This is a genomic window from Pseudomonas izuensis (assembly GCF_002356535.2).
In the GTDB taxonomy this organism is placed as follows: domain Bacteria; phylum Pseudomonadota; class Gammaproteobacteria; order Pseudomonadales; family Pseudomonadaceae; genus Aquipseudomonas; species Aquipseudomonas izuensis.
Genome location: NZ_AP017423.2, coordinates 5,330,439 through 5,351,719, shown reverse-complemented (window position 1 = coordinate 5,351,719; position 21,281 = coordinate 5,330,439). Strand labels below are relative to the sequence as shown.

Below are 21,281 nucleotides of genomic sequence, written 5' to 3'. Positions count from 1 at the left end.
GCCCACTCCCGACATAACGGGAATTTTTCGCAGACGTAGAGAAACCGCAGACGAAAAAAAGCCGCATGACTGTCGGGTGCGGAGGACCGCTCTGGTTTGTAGAGTTTCTTAGGCTCTGAGCCGGGAGGTTAGGTTGAATGTGGTGGAGGGTCAAGACATGGGCTGAGTGGAGTAGGCGGTACCGACCTACTTGCCTCAACACCTATCTAATGTCGCAGCTGCCTGGACAAAATCTCGAATCGCCATATACTGTTTTTTTGTACAGTATATTTTGCATGCCAGATCGCTTTTGATTTCGTTCCAGTGATTCGGCTGACATTTCGTGATTTAGCGAAATGATAAATTTACATCAGCCACACAAGGGATAGAATAGTGATCATTCGTCACAGATTTGACCCAGAGGATTGCAGGGCTCATGAACCTTTTTGAAACCGCATTTACACAAGCCGACGAGACGAGCTCGCAATCATTTCACCAAGATCCACATCCGGCTCAAGATTTGGCACTTCTACACAAACTGCTTGAGATCTACGACCAAGGCCAGCTAGCCGAAAAGCTCAGTGAGATTGGTTCGCCTCACTGTCGCGAAACGGTCAACCGCTGGATGAAGGGTAAAGCGTTTCCGAAGCTGACCCACGCTGAGTACACTCATCTGGAGTCTCTACTCCCTAAGCGGTTAAACCATAAGCCTTCTTTTACATTCATCGATCTATTCGCTGGGATCGGAGGCATTCGAAAGGGATTTGAAGCAATTGGCGGTGAGTGCCTGTTCACTTCCGAGTGGAACAAATATGCGGTTAAAACCTATAAGGCGAATCACTACTGTGATCCCGCCCGGCATAGCTTCAATCTGGATATCCGCTCGGTAACTCTGTCCGACAAACCAGAGGTAAGTGAAGACGAAGCCTATTTGCACATTGATCGCAATATCCCGGATCATGACGTATTGCTTGCGGGCTTTCCTTGCCAGCCGTTTTCGCTGGCTGGTGTCTCCAAGAAAAACTCGCTAGGCCGTAAGCACGGCTTCGAGTGCGAAACCCAAGGCACCCTCTTTTTTGATGTGGCACGGATCATTGCCGCTAAACGTCCAGCTGCTTTCCTGCTGGAGAATGTGAAGAATCTCAAGAGTCATGACAAAGGCAACACATTCAGAATCATCTGCGAAGCGCTTGATGAGCTTGGGTATGAGGTAGCAGACGTAGATGCCTCGAAGGGTACAGATCCGAAAGTTATCGATGCCAAACACTTCCTTCCCCAGCACCGTGAGCGGATTGTGCTGGTGGGCTTCCGCCGCGATTTGAATGTTCACCAAGGCTTCACCCTGAGTGAAATCAGCAAGCTCATTCCGAAGCAAAAACCGACGTTTGGAGATTTGCTCGATAAAGAAGTAGACAGCAAATACATCTTGACGCCAAAACTCTGGGATTACCTGTATCGCTATGCTGCGAAGCATCGTGAGAAGGGTAATGGCTTCGGTTTTGGGTTGACACGGCCTAATGACATTGCGCGAACGCTATCTGCCAGGTATCACAAGGACGGCTCTGAAATCCTTGTTGACCGAGGCTTTGTCGACACTCTGGATTTCAATAGCGAGTTGAACCAGATTAATCGACCTCGTCGATTGACACCCCATGAGTGTTCACGATTGATGGGATTTGATAAGCCTGGTGAGAGCGCATTCATCATTCCGGTTTCTGACACACAAGCTTATCGTCAGTTTGGTAACTCTGTTGCCGTACCGGTTTTCGAGGCGGTGGCTCGATTGATGAAGGACCGTATCCTGAAAGCGAAAGAGAAAATGGCCGACACTGAGCAGCCTCAGTTGGAGTTCGCCCTTCCAGCCTGATGAGGTAACCGCGTCGGTCCTAGATCCGGAGCGTCCAGCGCTCCGGTATGGAGGTTCTTTGACTGATGTGGTGGATGTAGCTACACGCTCTAGAATGATGGCTGGAATCCAGGGTAAAAATTCCAAGCCTGAACTTCTAATCCGCAAAGCCCTGCACGCACGGGGTTTTCGCTTCCGGTTGCATGTCAAAGACCTTCCCGGTACGCCTGATCTGGTGTTACCAAAATACCGTGCAATTGTTTTCATCCATGGCTGTTTTTGGCATGGTCATGCATGCAGGTATTTCAAGATTCCCCAAACTCGCCCTGAGTTCTGGTTAGAGAAAATCGGAAAAAATCAGACTCGTGACAGCCTTCAGGAAGACGCCCTAAAAGCAATGGGCTGGAGGGTGCTTGTCGTGTGGGAGTGCGCTGTACGGTCGATGAAAAAAGAAAAAAAAACGTTGCTTGTTGACCTGATAACGAACTGGCTGATAAATGGATCGGAATATTTCCAAATCGACGAAGATGCGTTGGAACCAGGATGCAGGTCCTCACACTAGAGGTAGTGATTGTGGTTCAGTGGCAGCTCCGTCCGCTAAATCTGAACGAAACTTCGGGGAAAGCATTTCCGACGAAAACTTCGCTGGTGTGAACGCACCAGAGTTGAAGGCCGTGTCCTGGAAACGCTCCAGAACCTACTGGATGCGCGAAGCGGTGGACGTCGCTGAGCATTTCGAGTCAGCGATGGCTCACCTGAATATCAGAAATAAGGAACAACAATGGGTTTCCATCCGGAATGGAATGATATTTCCACTTTGATCAATCAGAGTGAGAGTCTCTTCATCAAGAAATTGTCACGCAATGACACATCTTGGGCAGATAGTTCCAAGAATGGGCACCAAAACGGCTTTTTTATCCCTCGCCCTATTGCGGAGTCTGACTTTTTTCCAAAACTGAAGAATTCCAACCCGGACAAACCGCACATTTACGATGTCGAATATCCAACGTTCTGGCCAGCCACTGGCGAGATAAAGATATCGACGATCAAATATTTTTCGATGCGCAATCCAGGCAACAAAGAGAAAGCAAAGCCAAGGTATGAGTGGCAACACACGGGGATACCCAAGGAGCAATTCCAGGCACTTTCCCCAGCCTCGCTGCTTGTTATCGGAAAGCTCAAGCAGGTGAGGTTTGGTTCCACCTATTGGTTCATCGTCGTCGATTCGGTAAGCGAAGAGGCGGAAATTATCGAGACCGCATTCGAGCTGGGTTCCGATTTTCACTACGGGCTATTCGATCCTGCTTCGCTTGCTGAGCCTGCTTCCGAAACCGATCAGCTTATTGCGGAGCTGTCGCAGGCGTTAAAGGATGGAACCCTGGAGCAATTCATTAAGAAGCAGGCTCTTCCATCTCCGGATGCACTGGCGGGAAAAGCTCAGGACAAGTGGCTCGATGGGAGTGGCTTCTGTGACATGAATCCGTTCACCGTGTCCCGGCCTGGTGATGCGGTCATGCTTATCAGCAGGGACATTGAATATTCCATCTACAAGCAGGCAGAACTTCGCTTTCGTGCAGCTCAAGTCGCCCGAATCCTACTTCACGGGGGAGGTGATCCTGTTAGCAATCTTGTTCGGGCATTCTCTGAGCTCGACTCGATATTCCTCAGCGCGGCGCAAACCAGAAAGAGCAGAGCAGGGCTTTCGTTTGAGCATCATGTAGCGAGGCTTTTCAAGGATGGTCGAATTCGTCACGAAGCGCAGGCTGTCTTCGGTGGTCGGCGCCCGGATTTCGTGTTACCTGACGTTAAGGAACTCAATGTAAAGGGAGATGCGGTTATTGTTTCCTTGAAGACAACCCTGCGCGAACGATGGAAACAGTTGGCGTTAGAGAAGCCGCTTGGAGAAATTTTTCTCGCTACTGTTGATGATCGAGTGTCGGGGGAGGCCATTGATGAGATGGCTAGGAACTCGATTTCGCTGGTTGTGCCAGAGTCTTTGAAGAAAGCTAAAGAGTCGGCTTACGATGGCTACGATAACGTCATCACGTTCAGGCAGTTTTTCGATAATGAGGTGAAAATGAAGCGCCCTTCATTAATCCTTCCAGTGTAGTCCCTGACTAGTTGATGAGGTGCTTAGGGGGATGGTGCACTTCCTAAGGATGAATTTTGGCTGTTAATGAAAAAATAGCCGCGTAGTCTGCGGCTATCCCTACTTGAGGTCAAAGTTGCGCAAAAATGCGGATCATATGGCCATCGCCTTTTCGATAACCTGGCCGTGGTGCCTGAAAGCAATCACCCGAGAAACTGAGGTTGGAAATTTTACTCAGTTCACAAAGATCCCACTCATGACCTGGCGTGACATGACCTCCTAGAGTCTGAAAGCACCGTAGCAATATTTTTCCCGTGCGAGAAATGTCAATTGCATGTGGTTCAACTACGCGATCAATACCGCTGTAGGTGAACTTCAGAACTTGAAGGTTATTAATTGCATCAATAATGATCTGTCTCATAGATGTTACTCACGACGTGATAATGGGAACGGGACAGTCACCCGTCCCGCCGTCCTTACGAAATACGTCCTTACCACTACGCCAGTGCTTAAAGCTCATACAGAAAATGACTCTGTATCCTGGCGGCGCCACTGGACCTTCGTTCATAAAACGAAATCTCCGACGCGAGGCCGTTGTAACCGTCCGAAAGGTGTCTATAATCACGTCGCGCATTTCCCAATGCATCGTGATTCGAGACTTCTCAGTCACGGCCCGCACCCTCGGGCTTCGGTTCAACGGTGCGGTCAAGACCCGCAGTAATCGTTGGCGCGATTACTGCGGGTTTCTTGTTTTTGGTTACTGCAAATTTTTTTCCTGCTGCCCCCGAAAGAGCAGCAGGGGGGGTGGAAATCAATCCCAGCTCAACGCCCCACCAGTCTGATACTCAATAACCCGCGTCTCAAAGAAGTTCTTCTCCTTCTTCAAGTCCATAATCTCGCTCATCCAAGGGAACGGGTTAGTCGTCCCCGGATACTCTTCCTTCAACCCAATCTGCGACAGACGACGGTTAGCGATGAACTTGAGGTAGTCCTCCATCATCGCCGCATTCATGCCCAACACACCGCGAGGCATGGTGTCGCGAGCGTATTCGATCTCCAGTTGAGTGCCCTGCAGAATCATCTGCGAGGCTTCTTCCTTCATTTCAGCATCCCACAAGTGCGGGTTTTCGATTTTGATCTGGTTGATCACGTCGATGCCGAAGTTCAGGTGCATGGATTCGTCGCGCAGGATGTATTGGAACTGCTCGGCGACGCCGGTCATTTTGTTGCGGCGGCCCATGGAGAGGATTTGGGTGAAGCCGCAGTAGAAGAAGATGCCTTCCAGAACGCAGTAGTAGGCGATCAGGTTGCGCAGCAGTTCTTTGTCGGTTTCGACGGTGCCGGTTTCGAACTTCGGATCGGAGATCGAGCGGGTGTATTTCAGGCCCCAGGTGGCTTTTTTCGCGACCGATGGGATCTCGTGGTACATGTTGAAGATTTCGCCTTCATCCATGGCCAGCGATTCGATGCAGTACTGGTAGGCGTGGGTGTGGATCGCTTCTTCGAAAGCCTGGCGCAGGATGTACTGGCGGCATTCCGGGTTGGTGATCAGGCGGTACACGGCCAGGACCAGGTTGTTGGCAACCAGGGAGTCGGCGGTGGAGAAGAAGCCGAGGTTGCGCATGACGATGCGGCGCTCGTCGTCGGTCAGGCCTTCCGGGTTTTTCCAGAGGGCGATGTCGGCGGTCATGTTGACTTCTTGCGGCATCCAGTGGTTTGCGCAGCCGTCCAGGTATTTCTGCCAGGCCCAGTCGTACTTGAAGGGCACGAGTTGGTTGAGGTCGGCGCGGCAGTTGATCATGCGCTTTTCGTCAACGGCGACACGGGCGGAGGCGCCTTCGAGTTCGGCGAGGCCTTCGGCGACGTCGAGGGAATCCAGGGCAGCTTTGGCGCGGGCCACGGCAGCGGAGTCAGAGGCGGTCACGGCGCGAGCTTCCAGGGCTGCGGCACCGCCGGCGCTGTCGAGACGGTCCATATTGGCTTCGGTGGCGTGGCCGGCGTTGGCGCTCTTGGCCACTACTTCCGTGTCTTCTTTGTCGAATTCGTCCCAGCTCAGCATGACGTGTCGTCTCCTGCGTGAGGGCCAGTTGCCCGTGTGAAAATGAATAGGTCGGTTTTTCACACGGCCTTACTGGCCGCGTTGGATCTAAAGGAATCGTTTTTTGCAGCAGCTATACGCAGGCATCAAACAGAATTTTGTACGGGGTTCCGAGAGCCACTGATGGGCGCAGCAAGCGTTGATTGCTTGTGCGGGGCTTCAGACTGGCTTTTCATCCCTGTAAGGGAATATTGCAGGCCCGTTTACGGCCGCATTATAGGGAAGTTTTGCGTGCTGTGGTGCGACGAAATGGCTTGCGGATCGGTCGACGGCGACCGTTGTTCGGCCAGAGCGAGGGTTTACAGGGCTTTGAACGATGTTGGCGGGGAAAGATTTTTTTTCCTGATTTTTTGCCGTGGATTATTTTTGCTCAAGAAATAACCAAAAAAGGCTTTTTTCACTACATCTTGTGTTTCTGTGGGGGTTTCTCAGGCTCCAGACACAACTAAGCCCGACCGAAGTCGGGCCATGAAGTCGCGCTGGCGGCTCAGCTCAGGCGAGCGGCGCCAACGTGGTCGGCACCATCGGCGGCGAGGCGGGCGGCGCCAGTGTGATCAGAGCCGTCGGCAGCAAGTTTGCCTGCGCCAACGTGGTCTGCGCCATCGGCTGCGAAGGACGCTGAACCGGTGTGGTCGTAACCGTCGGAAGCGACAGCCGCTTCGCTGGTGTAGGCGGCCGAGCCGGTGCGGTCGTAACCATCGGCAGCGAAGGTGTTGGCAGCCAGGACGGAGAGGGTCAGGGCGAGGATCAGTTGGGTTTTCATGGTCTTTGCTCCAGTTTCGAGGGCGTTGTTTGTCGTGGGTTGAGACTGATACTACGCCGACTATTTCGATTAAAAAGCGCAAATAAATGCTTAAAATAATCGAAATATTCGATTGTTAAGGTTCGGCGCTTCATCTGCCTGATCGCGGCGGGTGGGTCGAACCTATTCGGGGGAGGGGTGAAGCAGGGGATCAGCCGTTAGAGCAACCGTTGCCCATCGCGCTGTAACGCAGGATATGCCGTTGACCGTTGGAATCTTCGTATTCCATTTTCATTGGCACAACTTCACAAACATTCGGGGCTTCGCTCATGGAGATCACTTTGGCGATGTCCAGGTTCATCGAGTAAGTGTATTCCTCAATGGGCGGTTGTTGCTGCGCGACATCAGTCGGGACCTCGCTTGCCATGGCACTTACGCACACGCTGCTGAGGGCCAGAACCAATAAAGCTTTCATTTGAGTTTTACCTTTCTAAGGTCGAGTGGGTTCACGCAACCTTTTTGGGGTTGCGTGTGGAGCTGAACTACTTGGTTTGGGTTAACTGCCTTCGTGGGGGCTGTAACTGGGTTAACTCAGGTTGCCGGGTTGGCGTGGCAGATTTTAGGGGTGGCGGATACGTTCATATAGACGTGGTTTTGATAAACACCTTTGACAGATCCTGTAACAATCCCCGAATAACCTCTATTTCTCTGCGGGAGCGAGCTTGCTCGCGATGAACCTGAGATCTTCGCGGGGTGTAAGGCTGGGCGCGTTATTGTTGACGACCATCGCGAGCAGGGCTCGCTCCTACCAGGGGCGGTGGGCGGTTTAGAGCTATTCATGACAATTTGTATGGGCTTGTTACTACCATCGTCGAATGGTTCTATAGGCCCGGCCCGGCTAAAACGGGGGCCATACAAAAACAACTAATTCCACCGAGGTAAGAAAGATGAGTGCGGCTTCCCTGTATCCCGTTCGTCCCGAGGTCCTGGCCAATACGCTGACTGACGAGGCGACCTACAAGGCCATGTACCAGCAGTCGGTCGTCAACCCGGACGGTTTCTGGCGCGAGCAAGCCAAGCGCCTCGACTGGATCAAGCCTTTCACCACGGTCAAGCAGACCTCCTTCGACGATCACCATGTCGACATCAAGTGGTTCGCCGACGGCACCCTGAACGTTTCCTACAACTGCCTCGACCGGCATCTGGCCGAGCGCGGCGACCAGGTCGCGATCATTTGGGAGGGCGATGACCCTGCCGAAAGCCGAAACATCACCTACCGCGAACTGCATGAACAAGTCTGCAAGTTCGCCAACGCCCTGCGCGGCCAGGACGTGCACCGCGGCGACGTGGTGACGATCTATATGCCGATGATCCCCGAAGCCGTGGTCGCCATGCTGGCCTGCACCCGGATCGGCGCGATTCACTCGGTGGTGTTCGGCGGCTTCTCGCCGGAAGCGCTGGCCGGTCGCATCATCGACTGCCGCTCGAAAGTGGTGATCACCGCCGACGAAGGCATCCGTGCCGGCAAGAAGATCCCGCTCAAGGCCAACGTCGACGACGCGCTGACCAACCCGGAAACCAGCAGCATCCAGAAAGTCATCGTCTGCCAGCGCACCGGTGGCGACATCAAGTGGAACCAGCACCGCGACATCTGGTACGAAGACCTGATGAAAGTGGCCGGCACCGTGTGCGCGCCGAAAGAGATGGGCGCCGAAGAAGCGCTGTTCATCCTCTACACCTCCGGTTCCACCGGCAAGCCGAAGGGCGTGCAGCACACCACCGGCGGCTACTTGCTGTACGCGGCGATGACCCACGAACGTGTATTCGACTACCGTCCGGGCGAAATCTACTGGTGCACCGCCGACGTCGGCTGGGTCACCGGCCACAGTTACATCGTCTACGGCCCGCTGGCCAACGGCGCGACCACGCTGCTGTTCGAAGGCGTGCCGAACTACCCGGACATCACCCGGGTGGCGAAGATCGTCGACAAGCACAAGGTCAACATCCTCTACACCGCACCGACGGCGATCCGCGCCATGATGGCCTCGGGCACGGCGGCGGTGGAAGGCGCCGATGGCAGCAGCCTGCGCCTGCTCGGTTCGGTGGGCGAGCCGATCAACCCGGAAGCCTGGGACTGGTACTACAAGAACGTCGGCCAGTCCCGTTGCCCGATCGTCGACACCTGGTGGCAGACCGAAACCGGCGGCAACATGATGAGCCCGCTGCCGGGCGCCCATGCCATGAAACCAGGTTCGGCGGCGCGTCCGTTCTTCGGCGTGGTGCCGGCCCTGGTGGACAACCTGGGCAACATCATCGAAGGCGAGGCCGAGGGCAACCTGGTGATTCTCGATTCGTGGCCAGGCCAGGCGCGCACGCTGTACGGCGATCACGACCGTTTCGTCGACACCTACTTCAAGACCTTCCGCGGCATGTACTTCACCGGTGACGGCGCCCGTCGCGATGCCGATGGGTACTACTGGATCACCGGTCGCGTGGACGACGTGCTCAACGTCTCCGGCCACCGCATGGGCACCGCCGAGATCGAAAGCGCCATGGTCGCGCACCCGAAAGTCGCGGAAGCGGCGGTGGTCGGTGTGCCGCACGACATCAAGGGCCAGGGCATCTATGTCTACGTCACCCTGATCGCCGGCGAAGAAACCAGCGAGCAGTTGCGCCTGGAGCTGAAGAACTGGGTGCGTAAGGAGATCGGCCCGATTGCTTCGCCGGACGTGATCCAGTGGGCGCCGGGCTTGCCGAAAACCCGTTCGGGCAAGATCATGCGGCGGATTCTGCGCAAGATTGCTACCGCTGAATATGACGGGTTGGGCGATATTTCCACCCTGGCGGACCCGGGGGTGGTGCAGCATTTGATTGATACGCACAAGACGATGAATGTTGCGTAAGTAGCGTTTGGCGTCATCGAAGCCCTACCCGATGTTGAGTCGGGTGGGGCTTTTTGTTGCCTGAGGTTTTTGTGTTGGCAGTTCTGGCCTCATCGCGGGCAAGCCTTGCTCCCACAGGTTTTGTGTTGTTCGCCGATCTTGGGCACGACGCCGATTCCGTGGGAGCAAGGCTTGCCCGCGATGACGGCCTGACAGATACCGCATAAACATCAGCCAATAATTATCGGCTTCCTCTGTAGGCGCTTTCCCACTGTTACCCATCTGCTTTCAAGTAACTGAATGTGTAACCGCTCGCGCAGAGTCGGGGCATTGCGAAACGCCGTCGGCCAGCAATGGTGCATTTCGCACGCTCAAAAAATAACTCCCCACGCTACGCTTGCCGGATTAGAAGGGTTTGCCAATAATAGGCCCGCAATTTGCAACATAGATCGGTTTACCATCTTTTGCTCTTGCATGATTTTGCAAGGCTGTCAACGTGCCTAAACGGCTTTCTCGGTGCTTCTGTAACTAGTTGTCGCATTGAAGAAATATCGGCTTCGGGCCTGTCGTTAGAATGCCGATCATTCGCTCGTCGTTGCCCGTGTTGAAAATTCGCACACGCAATGCAGGACGCAGCAACGCTTTCCGGTTCCACTCATTCGCATATTGGGCTGTCGCTCACTCTGCCGTTTTAGCCCTTTTCCGATGGAGTCCCAAGATGAAGAAACTCGTGCTGCTTGGCGCCCTGGCACTGTCCACCGTGCTGTCCCTGCCAACCTTCGCCGATGAAAAACCTCTGAAAATCGGTATTGAAGCGGCTTACCCTCCGTTCGCATCCAAAGCACCGGACGGCAGCATCGTGGGTTTCGACTACGACATCGGCAACGCCCTGTGCGAAGAGATGAAGGTCAAGTGCGTGTGGGTCGAGCAAGAGTTCGACGGTCTGATCCCGGCGCTCAAGGTGCGTAAGATCGACGCGATCCTGTCGTCCATGTCGATCACTGAAGATCGCAAGAAGTCCGTGGACTTCACCAACAAGTACTACAACACTCCGGCGCGCCTGGTCATGAAGGCCGGCACTCAGGTCAGCGACAACCTGACCGAGCTCAAGGGCAAGAACATCGGCGTGCAACGTGGTTCGATCCACGAGCGTTTCGCCCGTGAAGTCCTGGCCCCGTTGGGTGCCGAGATCAAGCCGTACGGCTCGCAGAACGAAATTTATCTGGATGTGGCCGCTGGCCGCCTCGACGGCACCGTGGCAGACGCTACGCTGCTGGATGACGGTTTCCTGAAAACCGACGCCGGTAAAGGCTTCGCCTTCGTCGGTCCTGCGTTCACCGACGTCAAATACTTCGGCGACGGCGTCGGCATTGCCGTGCGCAAGGGCGACAAGGCTGAGCTGGACAAGCTCAACACTGCCATCGCGGCCATCCGCGAAAACGGCAAGTACAAGCAAATCCAGGACAAGTACTTCGCCTTCGATATCTACGGCAAGTAACACGTCCCGGCGACAAGTCCTAAATGGCGCAAGCAACAGGATCTCTGAGGTTTGCGCCATTTTTTCATCCCAACTTTCGAGGACCTGAATCATGTTGAAAGGCTACGGGGCTGTCATCCTCGATGGCGCTTGGCTGACGCTTCAGCTCGCCTTGTCGTCCATGGCCCTGGCCATTGTTCTGGGCCTGATCGGCGTGGCACTGCGCCTGTCGCCGGTGCGCTGGCTGGCCTGGCTGGGCGATCTGTACTCCACGGTGATCCGCGGTATTCCCGACCTGGTGTTGATCCTGCTGATTTTCTACGGCGGCCAGGACCTGCTCAACCGCGTCGCACCGCTGCTCGGTTTTGACGAGTACATCGACTTGAACCCGCTGGCTGCCGGTATCGGCACCCTGGGCTTCATCTTCGGTGCGTACCTGTCGGAAACCTTCCGTGGCGCCTTCATGGCGATCCCCAAAGGTCAGGCCGAAGCCGGCATGGCTTACGGCATGAGCAGTTTCCAGGTGTTCTTCCGGGTGCTGGTACCGCAGATGATTCGCCTGGCGATTCCGGGTTTCACCAACAACTGGCTGGTACTGACCAAGGCCACCGCGCTGATTTCGGTGGTGGGTCTGCAAGACATGATGTTCAAGGCCAAGCAGGCGGCCGATGCCACCCGCGAACCTTTCACCTTCTTCCTCGCAGTGGCGGCGATGTACCTGGTGATCACCAGTGTCTCGTTGCTGGCATTGCGTCACCTTGAGAAGCGCTACTCGGTAGGCGTAAGGGCGGCTGATCTATGATCTTCGACTACAACGTCATTTGGGAGGCCTTGCCGCTGTACTTCGGCGGCCTGGTGACCACCCTCAAACTGCTCGCGCTGTCGCTGTTCTTCGGCCTGCTGTGTGCCTTGCCGCTGGGCCTGATGCGCGTGTCGAAAAACGCGGCGGTCAACATGACCGCATGGCTCTACACCTACGTGATCCGCGGCACGCCGATGCTGGTGCAGTTGTTCCTGATCTACTACGGTCTGGCGCAATTCGAAACCGTTCGCGACAGCTTCCTCTGGCCGTGGCTGTCCAGCGCGACCTTCTGTGCGTGCCTGGCATTCGCCATCAACACCAGCGCCTACACTGCCGAAATCATCGCCGGTAGCCTGCGGGCCACGCCGAACGGCGAGATCGAAGCGGCCAAGGCCATGGGCATGTCGCGGGTCAAGATGTACAAGCGCATCCTGTTGCCGTCGGCTCTGCGTCGTGCGCTGCCGCAATACAGCAACGAAGTGATCATGATGCTGCAGACCACCAGTCTGGCGTCCATCGTGACCCTGATCGACATCACCGGTGCCGCGCGCACGGTCAACGCCCAGTTCTACCTGCCGTTCGAGGCCTACATCACCGCCGGCGTGTTCTACCTGTGCCTGACCTTCATTCTGGTGAAGCTGTTCAAACTGGCCGAGCGCCGCTGGCTGGGCTACCTGGCCCCGCGGAAGCACTGATATGGAACGCATTGATCATGCATTGCCGTGGAGCCACCTTGGTAGCGAGCGCCAGGTTTCGGTGTTCCGCTTCGGCAGTGGCGAGCGCAAGGCCTACATCCAGGCCAGCCTGCATGCCGATGAACTGCCGGGCATGCGCACGGCCTGGGCGCTGAAGAAGCGCCTGGCCGAACTCGAAGCCCAAGGCTTGCTCAATGGCGTGATCGAACTGGTGCCGGTGGCCAATCCACTGGGCCTCGGTCAACTGTTGCAGGGCAACCATCAGGGGCGGTTCGAGGCCGGCAGCGGCAAGAACTTCAACCGGGATTTCGTCGAGCTCAGCGCGCCTGTGGCGGCGGCGCTCGATGGGCATCTGGGCGATGACCCGCACGCCAACATCCGTTTGATCCGCCAGGCCATGAGTGACCATCTGGCTGCCTTGCCAGAGGCGAGCAGCCAGTTGCAAGGCATGCAGCGTGTGCTGCTCAGCCATGCCTGCACCGCCGATGTGGTGCTGGACCTGCATTGCGATTGCGAGGCGGCGCTGCACATGTACGCCTTGCCGCAGCACTGGCCGCAGTGGCGTTCGTTGGCCGCGCACCTGAATGTGCGGGTCGGCCTGCTGGCGGAAGACTCCGGCGGCAGCTCCTTCGATGAAGCCTGTTCGCTGCCGTGGTTGCGGTTGTCCCGTTTGTTCCCGGACGCGCAGATTCCGCTGGCGTGCCTGGCGACTACCATTGAGCTGGGTGGCCAGGCCGACACCGGTCGCCTCGAGACCGAGGCGCACGCCGAGGGCATTCTGGCGTTCCTCGCCGAGCAGGGCCTGATCAGCGGCGACTGGCCTGCACCTGCACAGGACGCTTGCGAAGGCCTGCCGTTCGAAGGCACTGAATTGCTGTTCGCGCCGCATCCGGGCGTGGTGAGTTTTCTGCGTAAACCCGGCGAGTGGATTGAAGCCGGCGACGAGATTTTTGAGGTGATCGATCCGCTGGCGGATCGGGTCAGCACGGTGTGTGCTGGTACGTCCGGGGTGCTGTTTGCCATTGAACGGCTGCGTTATGCCCAACCCGGTTTCTGGCTGGCCAAGGTGGCGGGGCGCGAAGCGCTGCGTCACGGGCGCTTGCTCAACGACTGACTGACTGCTTTTTGTGAGAACCGACCGCATGTACAAACTTGAAGTCCAAGACCTGCATAAACGCTATGGCAGTCACGAAGTGCTCAAGGGCGTGTCCCTGAAAGCGGCGGCTGGCGATGTGATCAGCATCATCGGCTCCAGTGGCTCCGGCAAAAGTACCTTCCTGCGCTGCATCAATCTGTTGGAGCAGCCGCACGCGGGCAAGATCCTGCTCAACAATGAAGAGCTGAAGCTGGTGGCGAACAAGGACGGCGCGCTGAAGGCCGCCGACCCGAAACAGCTGCAACGCATGCGTTCGCGCCTGTCGATGGTGTTCCAGCATTTCAACCTGTGGTCGCACATGACTGCGCTGGAAAACATCATGGAAGCGCCAGTTCATGTGCTGGGCGTTTCCAAGGCCGAGGCCCGTGAAAAGGCCGAGCATTACCTGAACAAGGTGGGTGTCGCTCATCGCAAGGATGCCTACCCGGGCCATATGTCCGGCGGCGAGCAACAGCGCGTGGCGATTGCCCGTGCGCTGGCGATGGAACCCGAAGTGATGCTGTTCGACGAACCGACCTCGGCCCTCGACCCGGAGCTGGTCGGCGATGTTCTCAAGGTGATGCAGGCCCTGGCCCAGGAAGGCCGGACCATGGTGGTGGTGACCCACGAAATGGGCTTCGCCCGTGAAGTGTCGAACCAGCTGGTGTTCCTGCACAAAGGTGTCGTCGAAGAAAGCGGCAACCCGCGTGAAGTGCTGGTGAACCCACAATCGGAACGTTTGCAGCAATTCCTCTCGGGCAGCCTGAAGTAATCAAGACTGCCGTTGTGCACCAGGATCGTGCATGCTTCGCAAATCAGAGGCTGGCTCCTGATCCCTTGTAGGAGCGAGCCTGCTCGCGAATGCGGTGTGACATCCAGCGTAGATGTCGACTGATCCACCGCTTTCGCGAGCAGGCTCGCTCCTACAGTTGATCTGTGTTGGTTTCGAGATTTGCGTCCACTTACGGGCTAGCATTGGCCCATGCCTTCATCACTGTTCTTCGCTTCGGATCGCCCACCCATGACTGCCCATCGAATTGGTTTCCTGATTTGGCCCAGCACTAAAGCACTGACGCTTGCGCTGGCTGAGGAGGCCTTGCGTGTTGCCCAGCGTGTGCATCCGGACGTGGTCTACGAACTGTCATTCCTGCAGGCCGAACCTCCGGCCGAAAACGCCTGGCAATTGCCCGGCGAAGCCTGGACTGGCAAGCTCGAAAATTTCCAGAAGCTGTTCCTGCTCGCCGACGAGCCACCGACCACCCTGGCGCCGGCACTCAGCAGTGCGCTGAAACAACTGGTGCGTTCGGGGTGTGTGATCGGTGGTCTGTCCGCCGGTGTCTATCCGTTGGCGCAACTCGGTTTGCTTGATGGTTATCGTGCTGCCGTGCATTGGCGCTGGCAGGACGATTTCGCTGAACGTTTCCCGAAAGTCATCGCCACCAGCCATCTGTTCGACTGGGATCGCGATCGCCTGACCGCCTGCGGTGGCATGTCGGTGCTCGACTTGCTGCTGGCGGTGCTGGCTCGCGATCACGGTGCGGAACTGGCCGGTGCGGTGTCGGAAGAGTTGGTGGTCGAGCGCATCCGCGAAGGCGGTGAGCGTCAGCGTATTCCGTTGCAGAATCGCCTCGGCTCCAGCCATCCAAAGCTCACCCAGGCGGTGCTGCTGATGGAAGCCAACATCGAAGAGCCGCTGACCACCGACGAAATCGCCCAGCACGTGTGCGTGTCCCGTCGACAGCTGGAGCGGATCTTCAAGCAATACCTCAACCGTGTGCCGAGCCAGTACTACCTGGAGCTGCGCCTGAACAAGGCCCGGCAGATGTTGATGCAAACCAGCAAGTCGATCATTCAGATCGGCTTGTCGTGCGGCTTCTCCTCGGGGCCGCATTTCTCCAGCGCCTACCGAAACTTCTTCGGCGCCACGCCGCGGGAAGATCGCAACCAGCGACGCAGCAGCAGCCCGTTCGAGTTGTCCTCCGTGCCTTCCGAGCGCGGCTGATTTCTGCCTGATCAGTCCATGGCGCTATTGCCATGGATGACCTGTTAAAGCCTTCGCTCATCCTTCTTTATAGATGTCCGGCCGTTGTCGGCATCTCGCGATGCCTCGGTAAATCAAATCCTGCCAAGCCTGCCGTTAACTGTCTGGTCCAGTTAAACTGCGCCTTTGCGACCCTATATGTCGCATTGCCGTAAACCCGGGAAAATCCGGGGTTTGCGCTATAAGAAGTTGTCGCTTGGCGGCAAGGCCGGGCTGAAAACTGTCCTTACAATCCCCCCATCGCTCGCCAGTTTCAGGCGAGTGTTTTCTCTTCAGGAGACTCCGATGTCCGTTGAGCACGCTGCGGTACAACGCGCCGATTTCGATCAGGTTATGGTTCCCAACTACGCGCCTGCCGCCTTCATTCCTGTGCGTGGCGCCGGCTCCCGCGTCTGGGACCAGTCCGGTCGCGAGCTGATCGACTTCGCCGGCGGGATTGCCGTAAACGTATTGGGCCATGCGCATCCGGCGCTGGTCGGCGCCTTGACCGAACAGGCCAACAAGCTGTGGCACGTGTCCAACGTGTTCACCAATGAGCCGGCCCTGCGCCTGGCCCATAAGCTGATCGATGCCACCTTTGCCGAGCGTGCTTTCTTCTGCAACTCCGGCGCTGAAGCCAACGAGGCCGCCTTCAAGCTGGCCCGTCGCGTCGGTCACGACCGCTTCGGCAGCGAGAAGTACGAAATCATCGCCGCGCTCAACAGCTTCCACGGTCGTACCCTGTTCACCGTGAACGTCGGTGGCCAGTCGAAGTATTCCGACGGTTTCGGTCCGAAAATCACCGGTATCACCCACGTGCCGTACAACGATCTGGCCGCGCTGAAAGCCGCCATTTCCGACAAGACTTGCGCGGTGGTGCTGGAGCCGATCCAGGGCGAAAGCGGTGTTATCCCGGCTGAACTCGAATACCTGCAAGGCGCCCGCGAGCTCTGCACCGCGCACAACGCGCTGCTGATCTTCGACGAAGTGCAAACCGGCATGGGCCGTACCGGCAAACTGTTCGCCTATCAGCACTACGGCGTGATCCCGGACATCCTGACCAGCGCCAAGAGCCTGGGCGGCGGTTTCCCGATCGCGGCGATGCTGACCACCGAAGACCTGGCCAAGCACCTTGTCGTCGGCACCCACGGCACCACCTACGGCGGCAACCCGCTGGCGTGCGCGGTCGCGGAAGCGGTGGTCGACGTGGTCAATACTCCTGAGGTGCTGGCCGGTGTAAACGCCAAGCACGACAAGTTCAAGGCTCGCCTGGAGCAGATCGGCGAGAAGTACGGCCTGTTCACCAAGGTGCGTGGTCTGGGCCTGTTGATCGGTTGTGTGCTGAGCGACGCCTGGAAAGGCAAGGCCAAGGACATCTTCAACGCCGCTGAGAAAGAAGGCCTGATGGTGTTGCAAGCGGGGCCGGACGTGGTCCGTTTCGCGCCTAGCCTGGTGGTTGAAGACGCCGACATCGATGCCGGTCTGGACCGCTTCGAACGCGCTGCGGCAAAACTGACCCAAGCCTGAATTCAGGTCGCGTGACGCTCGGCGCCTATTCTCAAGGGTGAGCGCCGAGACAATTTTTCCGTGCCGGGCCTGCCCGACGCATGACCCCTGTAGGAGCTGGCTTGCCAGCGAAGAGGCCCGAAGGCCTCGCGGTGATCAAACGGTCGCCTTCGCTGGCAAGCCAGCTCCTACAGAGGGCGATGTGTTGAGCAACCCCGGTATTTTTTTCCCGTCGGCCAATCGGGTCGACCTGTTCTTGATTAAGGAGTGACACCATGCTGGTGATGCGCCCCGCGCAAATGGCTGATCTGGGCGAGGTACAGCGTCTGGCTGCGGACAGCCCGATTGGTGTCACTTCCTTGCCGGATGACGTTGAACGCCTGAGCGACAAGATCGCCGCGAGCGAGGCGTCGTTCGCTGCCGAAGTGAGTTTCAACGGTGAAGAAAGCTATTTCTTCGTCCTCGAGGACACGGCCACCGGCAAACTGGTGGGCTGCTCGGCGATCGTCGCTTCCGCCGGTTATTCCGAGCCGTTCTACAGCTTCCGCAATGAAACCTTCGTGCACGCCTCTCGCGAGCTGAAGATTCATAACAAGATTCACGTGCTTTCCCAGTGCCACGACCTGACCGGCAACAGCTTGCTGACCAGTTTCTACGTACAGCGTGAGCTGGTGGGTTCGCCCTGGGCCGAGCTCAACTCCCGTGGTCGCCTGCTGTTCGTGGCCAGCCACCCGGAGCGCTTTGCCGATTCCGTGGTGACCGAGATCGTCGGCTACAGCGATGAAAACGGCGACTCGCCGTTCTGGGATGCCATTGGCCGCAACTTCTTCGACCTCAATTACGCCGAAGCCGAGCGTCTTTGCGGTCTGAAGAGCCGTACGTTCCTGGCCGAGCTGATGCCGCATTACCCGATCTACGTGCCGTTGCTGCCAGACTCTGCGCAAGAAGCGATGGGCCAGGTGCATCCACGGGCGCAGATCACCTTCGACATCCTGATGCGCGAAGGCTTCGAGACCGATCACTACATCGATATTTTCGACGGCGGCCCGACCCTGCATGCCCGCGTCTCGGGGATCCGTTCGATCGCCCAGAGCCGCGTGGTGCCGGTGAAAATCGGCGAGCCGGTCAAAGGTGTCGGTCGACAGTACCTGGTGTCCAACGCGCAGTTGCAGGATTACCGCGCGGTCATGCTCGAGCTCGATTACGCGCCGGGCAAACCCGTCACTCTCGACCTGGATGCGGCCGAAGCCCTGGGCGTCGGTGAAGGTGCCAGCGTGCGCCTGGTAGCGGTTTGACACCTGACTGAAAAGAGTCTTGCAAAGCAGCGAAGTTTCGCGGGTGGCGTTGGCGGCCCGTTTGAGGAGATAGCATGATCGTTCGTCCCGTACGCAGCAGCGATTTACCCGCTCTGATCGACCTGGCCCGCAGCACCGGCACCGGCCTGACCACCTTGCCGGCCAACGAAGAGCGTCTGGCCCATCGGGTTGGCTGGGCCGAGAAGACCTTCCGTGGCGAAGCCGGGCGGGGCGATGCGGACTACCTGTTCGTGCTCGAAGACGACAACGCTCGCGTGGTGGGCATTTCCGCCATCGCAGGCGCCGTTGGCCTGCGGGAGCCCTGGTACAACTTCCGCGTCGGTCTGACCGTCAGCGCGTCCCAGGAACTGAACATCTATCGCGAAATCCCGACGCTGTTCCTGGCCAACGACCTGACCGGCAACTCCGAGCTGTGCTCGCTGTTCCTGCACGCCGATTACCGCAGTGGCCTCAATGGCCGCATGCTGTCCAAGGCGCGGATGCTGTTCATTGCCGAGTTCCCGCAACTGTTCGGCAACAAGATCATTGCCGAGATGCGCGGCGTGTCCGATGACGCCGGGCGCTCGCCGTTCTGGGAAAGCCTGGGCCGACACTTCTTCAAGATGGAATTCAGCCAGGCCGACTACCTGACCGGCGTGGGCAACAAGGCGTTCATCGCCGAACTGATGCCGAAATTCCCGTTGTACACCTGCTTCCTGTCGCCGGATGCACGCAACGTGATCGGTCAGGTGCACCCGGACACCGAGCCGGCGCTGGCCATGCTCAAGAGCGAAGGTTTCAGCTACCAGGGTTACGTCGACATTTTCGACGCAGGCCCGGCCATCGAATGCGAAACCGGCAAGATCCGCGCCGTGCGTGACAGCCAGGCGCTGGTGTTGGCCATCGGCACACCGGGTGACGACGCCACGCCATTCATCATTCACAACCGCAAGCGCGAAGACTGCCGCATCACTGCCGCTCCGGCACGTCTGGCCGCCGGTACGCTGGTGGTCGACCCGCTGACCGCCAAACGTCTTCAACTCAACGCTGGCGATCAAGTGCGCGCCGTGGCGTTGTCCGCAGCTCGGGAGTCGAAATAATGAAGTCGCTATACATTGCAGGTGAATGGCTGGCCGGTCAGGGCGAAACGTTCCAGTCGCTGAACCCGGTGACCCAGCAAGTGCTGTGGTCGGGTGAAGGCGCCACCGCCGCTCAGGTTGAATCGGCCGTGCAAGCGGCGCGTCAGGCGTTCCCGGGCTGGGCCCGTCGGACCCTGGAAGAGCGCATTTCGGTACTGGAAGCCTTTGCCGCAGCCTTGAAGACCAGCGCTGACGAATTGGCTCGCACCATCGGTGAGGAAACCGGCAAGCCCCTGTGGGAAGCGGCGACCGAAGTCACCAGCATGGTCAACAAGATTGCCATCTCGGTGCAGAGCTACCGTGAGCGCACCGGCGAGAAGAGCGGCCCGCTGGGCGACGCCACCGCCGTGCTGCGCCACAAACCCCATGGTGTTGTCGCCGTTTTCGGCCCTTACAACTTCCCGGGCCACTTGCCCAACGGTCATATCGTGCCGGCACTGCTGGCCGGTAACAGTGTGCTGTTCAAGCCCAGCGAACTGACACCGAAAGTCGCCGAACTGACGGTCAAGTGCTGGATCGAGGCCGGTCTGCCGGCCGGTGTGCTGAACCTGCTGCAAGGCGCCCGCGAAACCGGTATCGCCCTGGCGGCGAATCCGGGGATCGACGGGCTGTTCTTCACCGGCTCCAGCCGTACCGGCAATCACTTGCACAATCAGTTTGCCGGCCGTCCGGACAAGATCCTCGCGCTGGAAATGGGCGGTAACAACCCGCTGGTGGTCGATCAGGTCGCCGATGTGGAAGCCGCGGTGTACACCATCATTCAGTCGGCGTTCATTTCTGCTGGTCAACGCTGCACCTGCGCACGCCGCCTGTTGGTGCCACAAGGCGCCTGGGGCGATGCATTGCTGGCGCGACTGGTGGCAGTCAGCTCGACGATTGAGGTCGGCGCTTTTGATCAGCAACCGGCGCCATTCATGGGTTCGGTGATTTCCCTCGGTGCGGCCAAGGCGCTGATGGAGGCCCAGGAGCATCTGTTGGCCAACGGCGCGGTGGCGCTGCTGGAAATGACTCAACCCCAGGCCCAGGCCGCACTGCTGACCCCAGGCATTCTCGACGTGACCGCCGTGGCCGAGCGCCCGGATGAAGAGCTGTTCGGTCCGTTGCTGCAGGTGATCCGCTACGCTGATTTTGAAGCGGCGATCGCTGAAGCCAACGATACCGCCTACGGCCTGGCCGCCGGTCTGCTCTCGGACTCCGAAGCGCGTTATCAGCAATTCTGGCTGGAAAGCCGTGCCGGTATCGTCAACTGGAACAAGCAACTGACCGGCGCCGCGAGTAGCGCGCCATTCGGCGGCGTCGGCGCTTCGGGCAACCATCGCGCCAGCGCTTACTACGCGGCGGATTACTGCGCGTACCCGGTGGCCTCGCTGGAAACGCCGAACCTGGTGTTGCCAGCGGCCCTGACGCCTGGCGTGAAAATGGCGTGATGCCCATTCGCGGGCAAGTCCGCTCCCACAGGTTCGGTGGCGTTCACACATCTTGTGTACGACGCAATCACTGTGGGAGCTGGCTTGCCAGCGATGGCCGCGCCTCGGTCGTACTGAATAGTTACTGAAGCCTATAACAAACAGATTCT

Annotated in this window: 18 protein-coding genes; 14 read left to right on the top strand and 4 right to left on the bottom strand. The window is 57.9% G+C overall.

From position 1 onward, the window contains the following. The first annotated feature begins 415 nt into the window (after positions 1-415). The 3 genes from dcm to LAB08_RS23770 all read left to right on the top strand — a co-directional run bounded on the left by dcm (position 416) and on the right by LAB08_RS23770 (position 3,935). The gene (dcm, locus tag LAB08_RS23780; protein ID WP_096509430.1) at positions 416-1,846 is read left to right on the top strand and encodes a DNA (cytosine-5-)-methyltransferase; all 1,431 of its coding nucleotides are present in this window, start codon (positions 416-418) and stop codon (positions 1,844-1,846) included. Between the two features lie 58 nt (positions 1,847-1,904). After that, positions 1,905-2,387, top strand: coding sequence for a very short patch repair endonuclease (locus LAB08_RS23775; protein ID WP_217910637.1), 483 nt, complete (start codon positions 1,905-1,907; stop codon positions 2,385-2,387). A 219-nt stretch (positions 2,388-2,606) separates the two neighbouring features. Beyond that, a complete protein-coding gene (locus LAB08_RS23770) occupies positions 2,607-3,935 on the top strand; it encodes a type II restriction endonuclease (RefSeq protein WP_096509432.1) in 1,329 nt (442 codons plus the stop codon). A gap of 109 nt (positions 3,936-4,044) precedes the next feature. Here the strand turns inward: LAB08_RS23770 and LAB08_RS23765 are convergent, their stop codons facing one another. From LAB08_RS23765 to LAB08_RS23750, 4 genes are all read right to left on the bottom strand, one after another. Beyond that, positions 4,045-4,335, bottom strand: coding sequence for a hypothetical protein (locus tag LAB08_RS23765; protein ID WP_096509433.1), 291 nt, complete (start codon positions 4,333-4,335; stop codon positions 4,045-4,047). A gap of 390 nt (positions 4,336-4,725) precedes the next feature. After that, positions 4,726-5,973 carry a ribonucleotide-diphosphate reductase subunit beta gene (locus tag LAB08_RS23760; protein ID WP_020800276.1) on the bottom strand — a complete coding sequence of 416 codons (1,248 nt, stop codon included), beginning with the start codon at positions 5,971-5,973 and terminating at the stop codon, positions 4,726-4,728. 526 nt (positions 5,974-6,499) lie between these two features. Beyond that, complete coding sequence (locus tag LAB08_RS23755; RefSeq protein ID WP_096509434.1) at positions 6,500-6,775, bottom strand: hypothetical protein; 276 nt, start codon at positions 6,773-6,775, stop codon at positions 6,500-6,502. Between the two features lie 190 nt (positions 6,776-6,965). Then, positions 6,966-7,229, bottom strand: a complete 264-nt coding sequence (locus LAB08_RS23750) for a DUF2790 domain-containing protein (RefSeq protein WP_096509435.1) — start codon at positions 7,227-7,229, stop codon at positions 6,966-6,968. Positions 7,230-7,701: 472 nt separating this feature from the next. On the opposite strand from LAB08_RS23750, the gene acs reads away from it, so the two are divergent. From acs to astD, 11 genes are all read left to right on the top strand, one after another. Continuing rightward, positions 7,702-9,657, top strand: a complete 1,956-nt coding sequence (gene acs / locus LAB08_RS23745) for an acetate--CoA ligase (protein WP_121104728.1) — start codon at positions 7,702-7,704, stop codon at positions 9,655-9,657. Between the two features lie 697 nt (positions 9,658-10,354). Next, positions 10,355-11,134: an ABC transporter substrate-binding protein gene (locus LAB08_RS23740; protein WP_096509436.1), complete on the top strand. Its 780-nt coding sequence runs from the start codon at positions 10,355-10,357 to the stop codon at positions 11,132-11,134. A gap of 91 nt (positions 11,135-11,225) precedes the next feature. Further along, on the top strand, positions 11,226-11,915 hold the full coding sequence (locus LAB08_RS23735) for an ABC transporter permease (protein ID WP_047532379.1): 690 nt from the start codon (positions 11,226-11,228) through the stop codon (positions 11,913-11,915). Further along, a complete protein-coding gene (locus tag LAB08_RS23730; RefSeq protein ID WP_096509437.1) occupies positions 11,912-12,610 on the top strand; it encodes an ABC transporter permease in 699 nt (232 codons plus the stop codon). Before LAB08_RS23735 ends, LAB08_RS23730 begins: the two co-directional genes overlap by 4 nt. Position 12,611: 1 nt before the next feature. Then, complete coding sequence (locus tag LAB08_RS23725; RefSeq protein ID WP_096509438.1) at positions 12,612-13,724, top strand: M14 family metallopeptidase; 1,113 nt, start codon at positions 12,612-12,614, stop codon at positions 13,722-13,724. Between the two features lie 28 nt (positions 13,725-13,752). Beyond that, entirely contained in the window at positions 13,753-14,517 is a 765-nt protein-coding gene (locus LAB08_RS23720) for an ABC transporter ATP-binding protein (protein ID WP_007971015.1), read from the top strand. A gap of 249 nt (positions 14,518-14,766) precedes the next feature. Continuing rightward, positions 14,767-15,747, top strand: coding sequence for a transcriptional regulator ArgR (gene argR, locus LAB08_RS23715; RefSeq protein WP_096509439.1), 981 nt, complete (start codon positions 14,767-14,769; stop codon positions 15,745-15,747). Positions 15,748-16,071: 324 nt separating this feature from the next. Further along, positions 16,072-17,292: an aspartate aminotransferase family protein gene (locus LAB08_RS23710; protein ID WP_096509440.1), complete on the top strand. Its 1,221-nt coding sequence runs from the start codon at positions 16,072-16,074 to the stop codon at positions 17,290-17,292. 254 nt (positions 17,293-17,546) lie between these two features. Then, the gene (gene aruF / locus LAB08_RS23705; protein ID WP_096509441.1) at positions 17,547-18,566 is read left to right on the top strand and encodes an arginine/ornithine succinyltransferase subunit alpha; all 1,020 of its coding nucleotides are present in this window, start codon (positions 17,547-17,549) and stop codon (positions 18,564-18,566) included. Positions 18,567-18,640: 74 nt separating this feature from the next. Continuing rightward, positions 18,641-19,666 carry an arginine N-succinyltransferase gene (gene astA, locus LAB08_RS23700; protein WP_096509442.1) on the top strand — a complete coding sequence of 342 codons (1,026 nt, stop codon included), beginning with the start codon at positions 18,641-18,643 and terminating at the stop codon, positions 19,664-19,666. Then, entirely contained in the window at positions 19,663-21,132 is a 1,470-nt protein-coding gene (gene astD / locus LAB08_RS23695) for a succinylglutamate-semialdehyde dehydrogenase (RefSeq protein WP_172901657.1), read from the top strand. The genes astA and astD overlap by 4 nt, the downstream gene beginning before the upstream one ends. Positions 21,133-21,281 lie beyond the last annotated feature (149 nt).

What these genes read in the sequence shown, in the direction of transcription:
- dcm (WP_096509430.1), top strand. Translation starts at nt 416, where the DNA reads ATGAACCTTTTTGAAACCGCATTTACACAAGCCGACGAGACGAGCTCG.
- LAB08_RS23770 (WP_096509432.1), top strand. Translation starts at nt 2,607, where the DNA reads ATGGGTTTCCATCCGGAATGGAATGATATTTCCACTTTGATCAATCAG.
- LAB08_RS23765 (WP_096509433.1), bottom strand. Translation starts at nt 4,335, where the DNA reads ATGAGACAGATCATTATTGATGCAATTAATAACCTTCAAGTTCTGAAG.
- LAB08_RS23760 (WP_020800276.1), bottom strand. Translation starts at nt 5,973, where the DNA reads ATGCTGAGCTGGGACGAATTCGACAAAGAAGACACGGAAGTAGTGGCC.
- LAB08_RS23755 (WP_096509434.1), bottom strand. Translation starts at nt 6,775, where the DNA reads ATGAAAACCCAACTGATCCTCGCCCTGACCCTCTCCGTCCTGGCTGCC.
- LAB08_RS23750 (WP_096509435.1), bottom strand. Translation starts at nt 7,229, where the DNA reads ATGAAAGCTTTATTGGTTCTGGCCCTCAGCAGCGTGTGCGTAAGTGCC.
- acs (WP_121104728.1), top strand. Translation starts at nt 7,702, where the DNA reads ATGAGTGCGGCTTCCCTGTATCCCGTTCGTCCCGAGGTCCTGGCCAAT.
- LAB08_RS23740 (WP_096509436.1), top strand. Translation starts at nt 10,355, where the DNA reads ATGAAGAAACTCGTGCTGCTTGGCGCCCTGGCACTGTCCACCGTGCTG.
- LAB08_RS23735 (WP_047532379.1), top strand. Translation starts at nt 11,226, where the DNA reads ATGTTGAAAGGCTACGGGGCTGTCATCCTCGATGGCGCTTGGCTGACG.
- LAB08_RS23730 (WP_096509437.1), top strand. Translation starts at nt 11,912, where the DNA reads ATGATCTTCGACTACAACGTCATTTGGGAGGCCTTGCCGCTGTACTTC.
- LAB08_RS23725 (WP_096509438.1), top strand. Translation starts at nt 12,612, where the DNA reads ATGGAACGCATTGATCATGCATTGCCGTGGAGCCACCTTGGTAGCGAG.
- LAB08_RS23720 (WP_007971015.1), top strand. Translation starts at nt 13,753, where the DNA reads ATGTACAAACTTGAAGTCCAAGACCTGCATAAACGCTATGGCAGTCAC.
- argR (WP_096509439.1), top strand. Translation starts at nt 14,767, where the DNA reads ATGACTGCCCATCGAATTGGTTTCCTGATTTGGCCCAGCACTAAAGCA.
- LAB08_RS23710 (WP_096509440.1), top strand. Translation starts at nt 16,072, where the DNA reads ATGTCCGTTGAGCACGCTGCGGTACAACGCGCCGATTTCGATCAGGTT.
- aruF (WP_096509441.1), top strand. Translation starts at nt 17,547, where the DNA reads ATGCTGGTGATGCGCCCCGCGCAAATGGCTGATCTGGGCGAGGTACAG.
- astA (WP_096509442.1), top strand. Translation starts at nt 18,641, where the DNA reads ATGATCGTTCGTCCCGTACGCAGCAGCGATTTACCCGCTCTGATCGAC.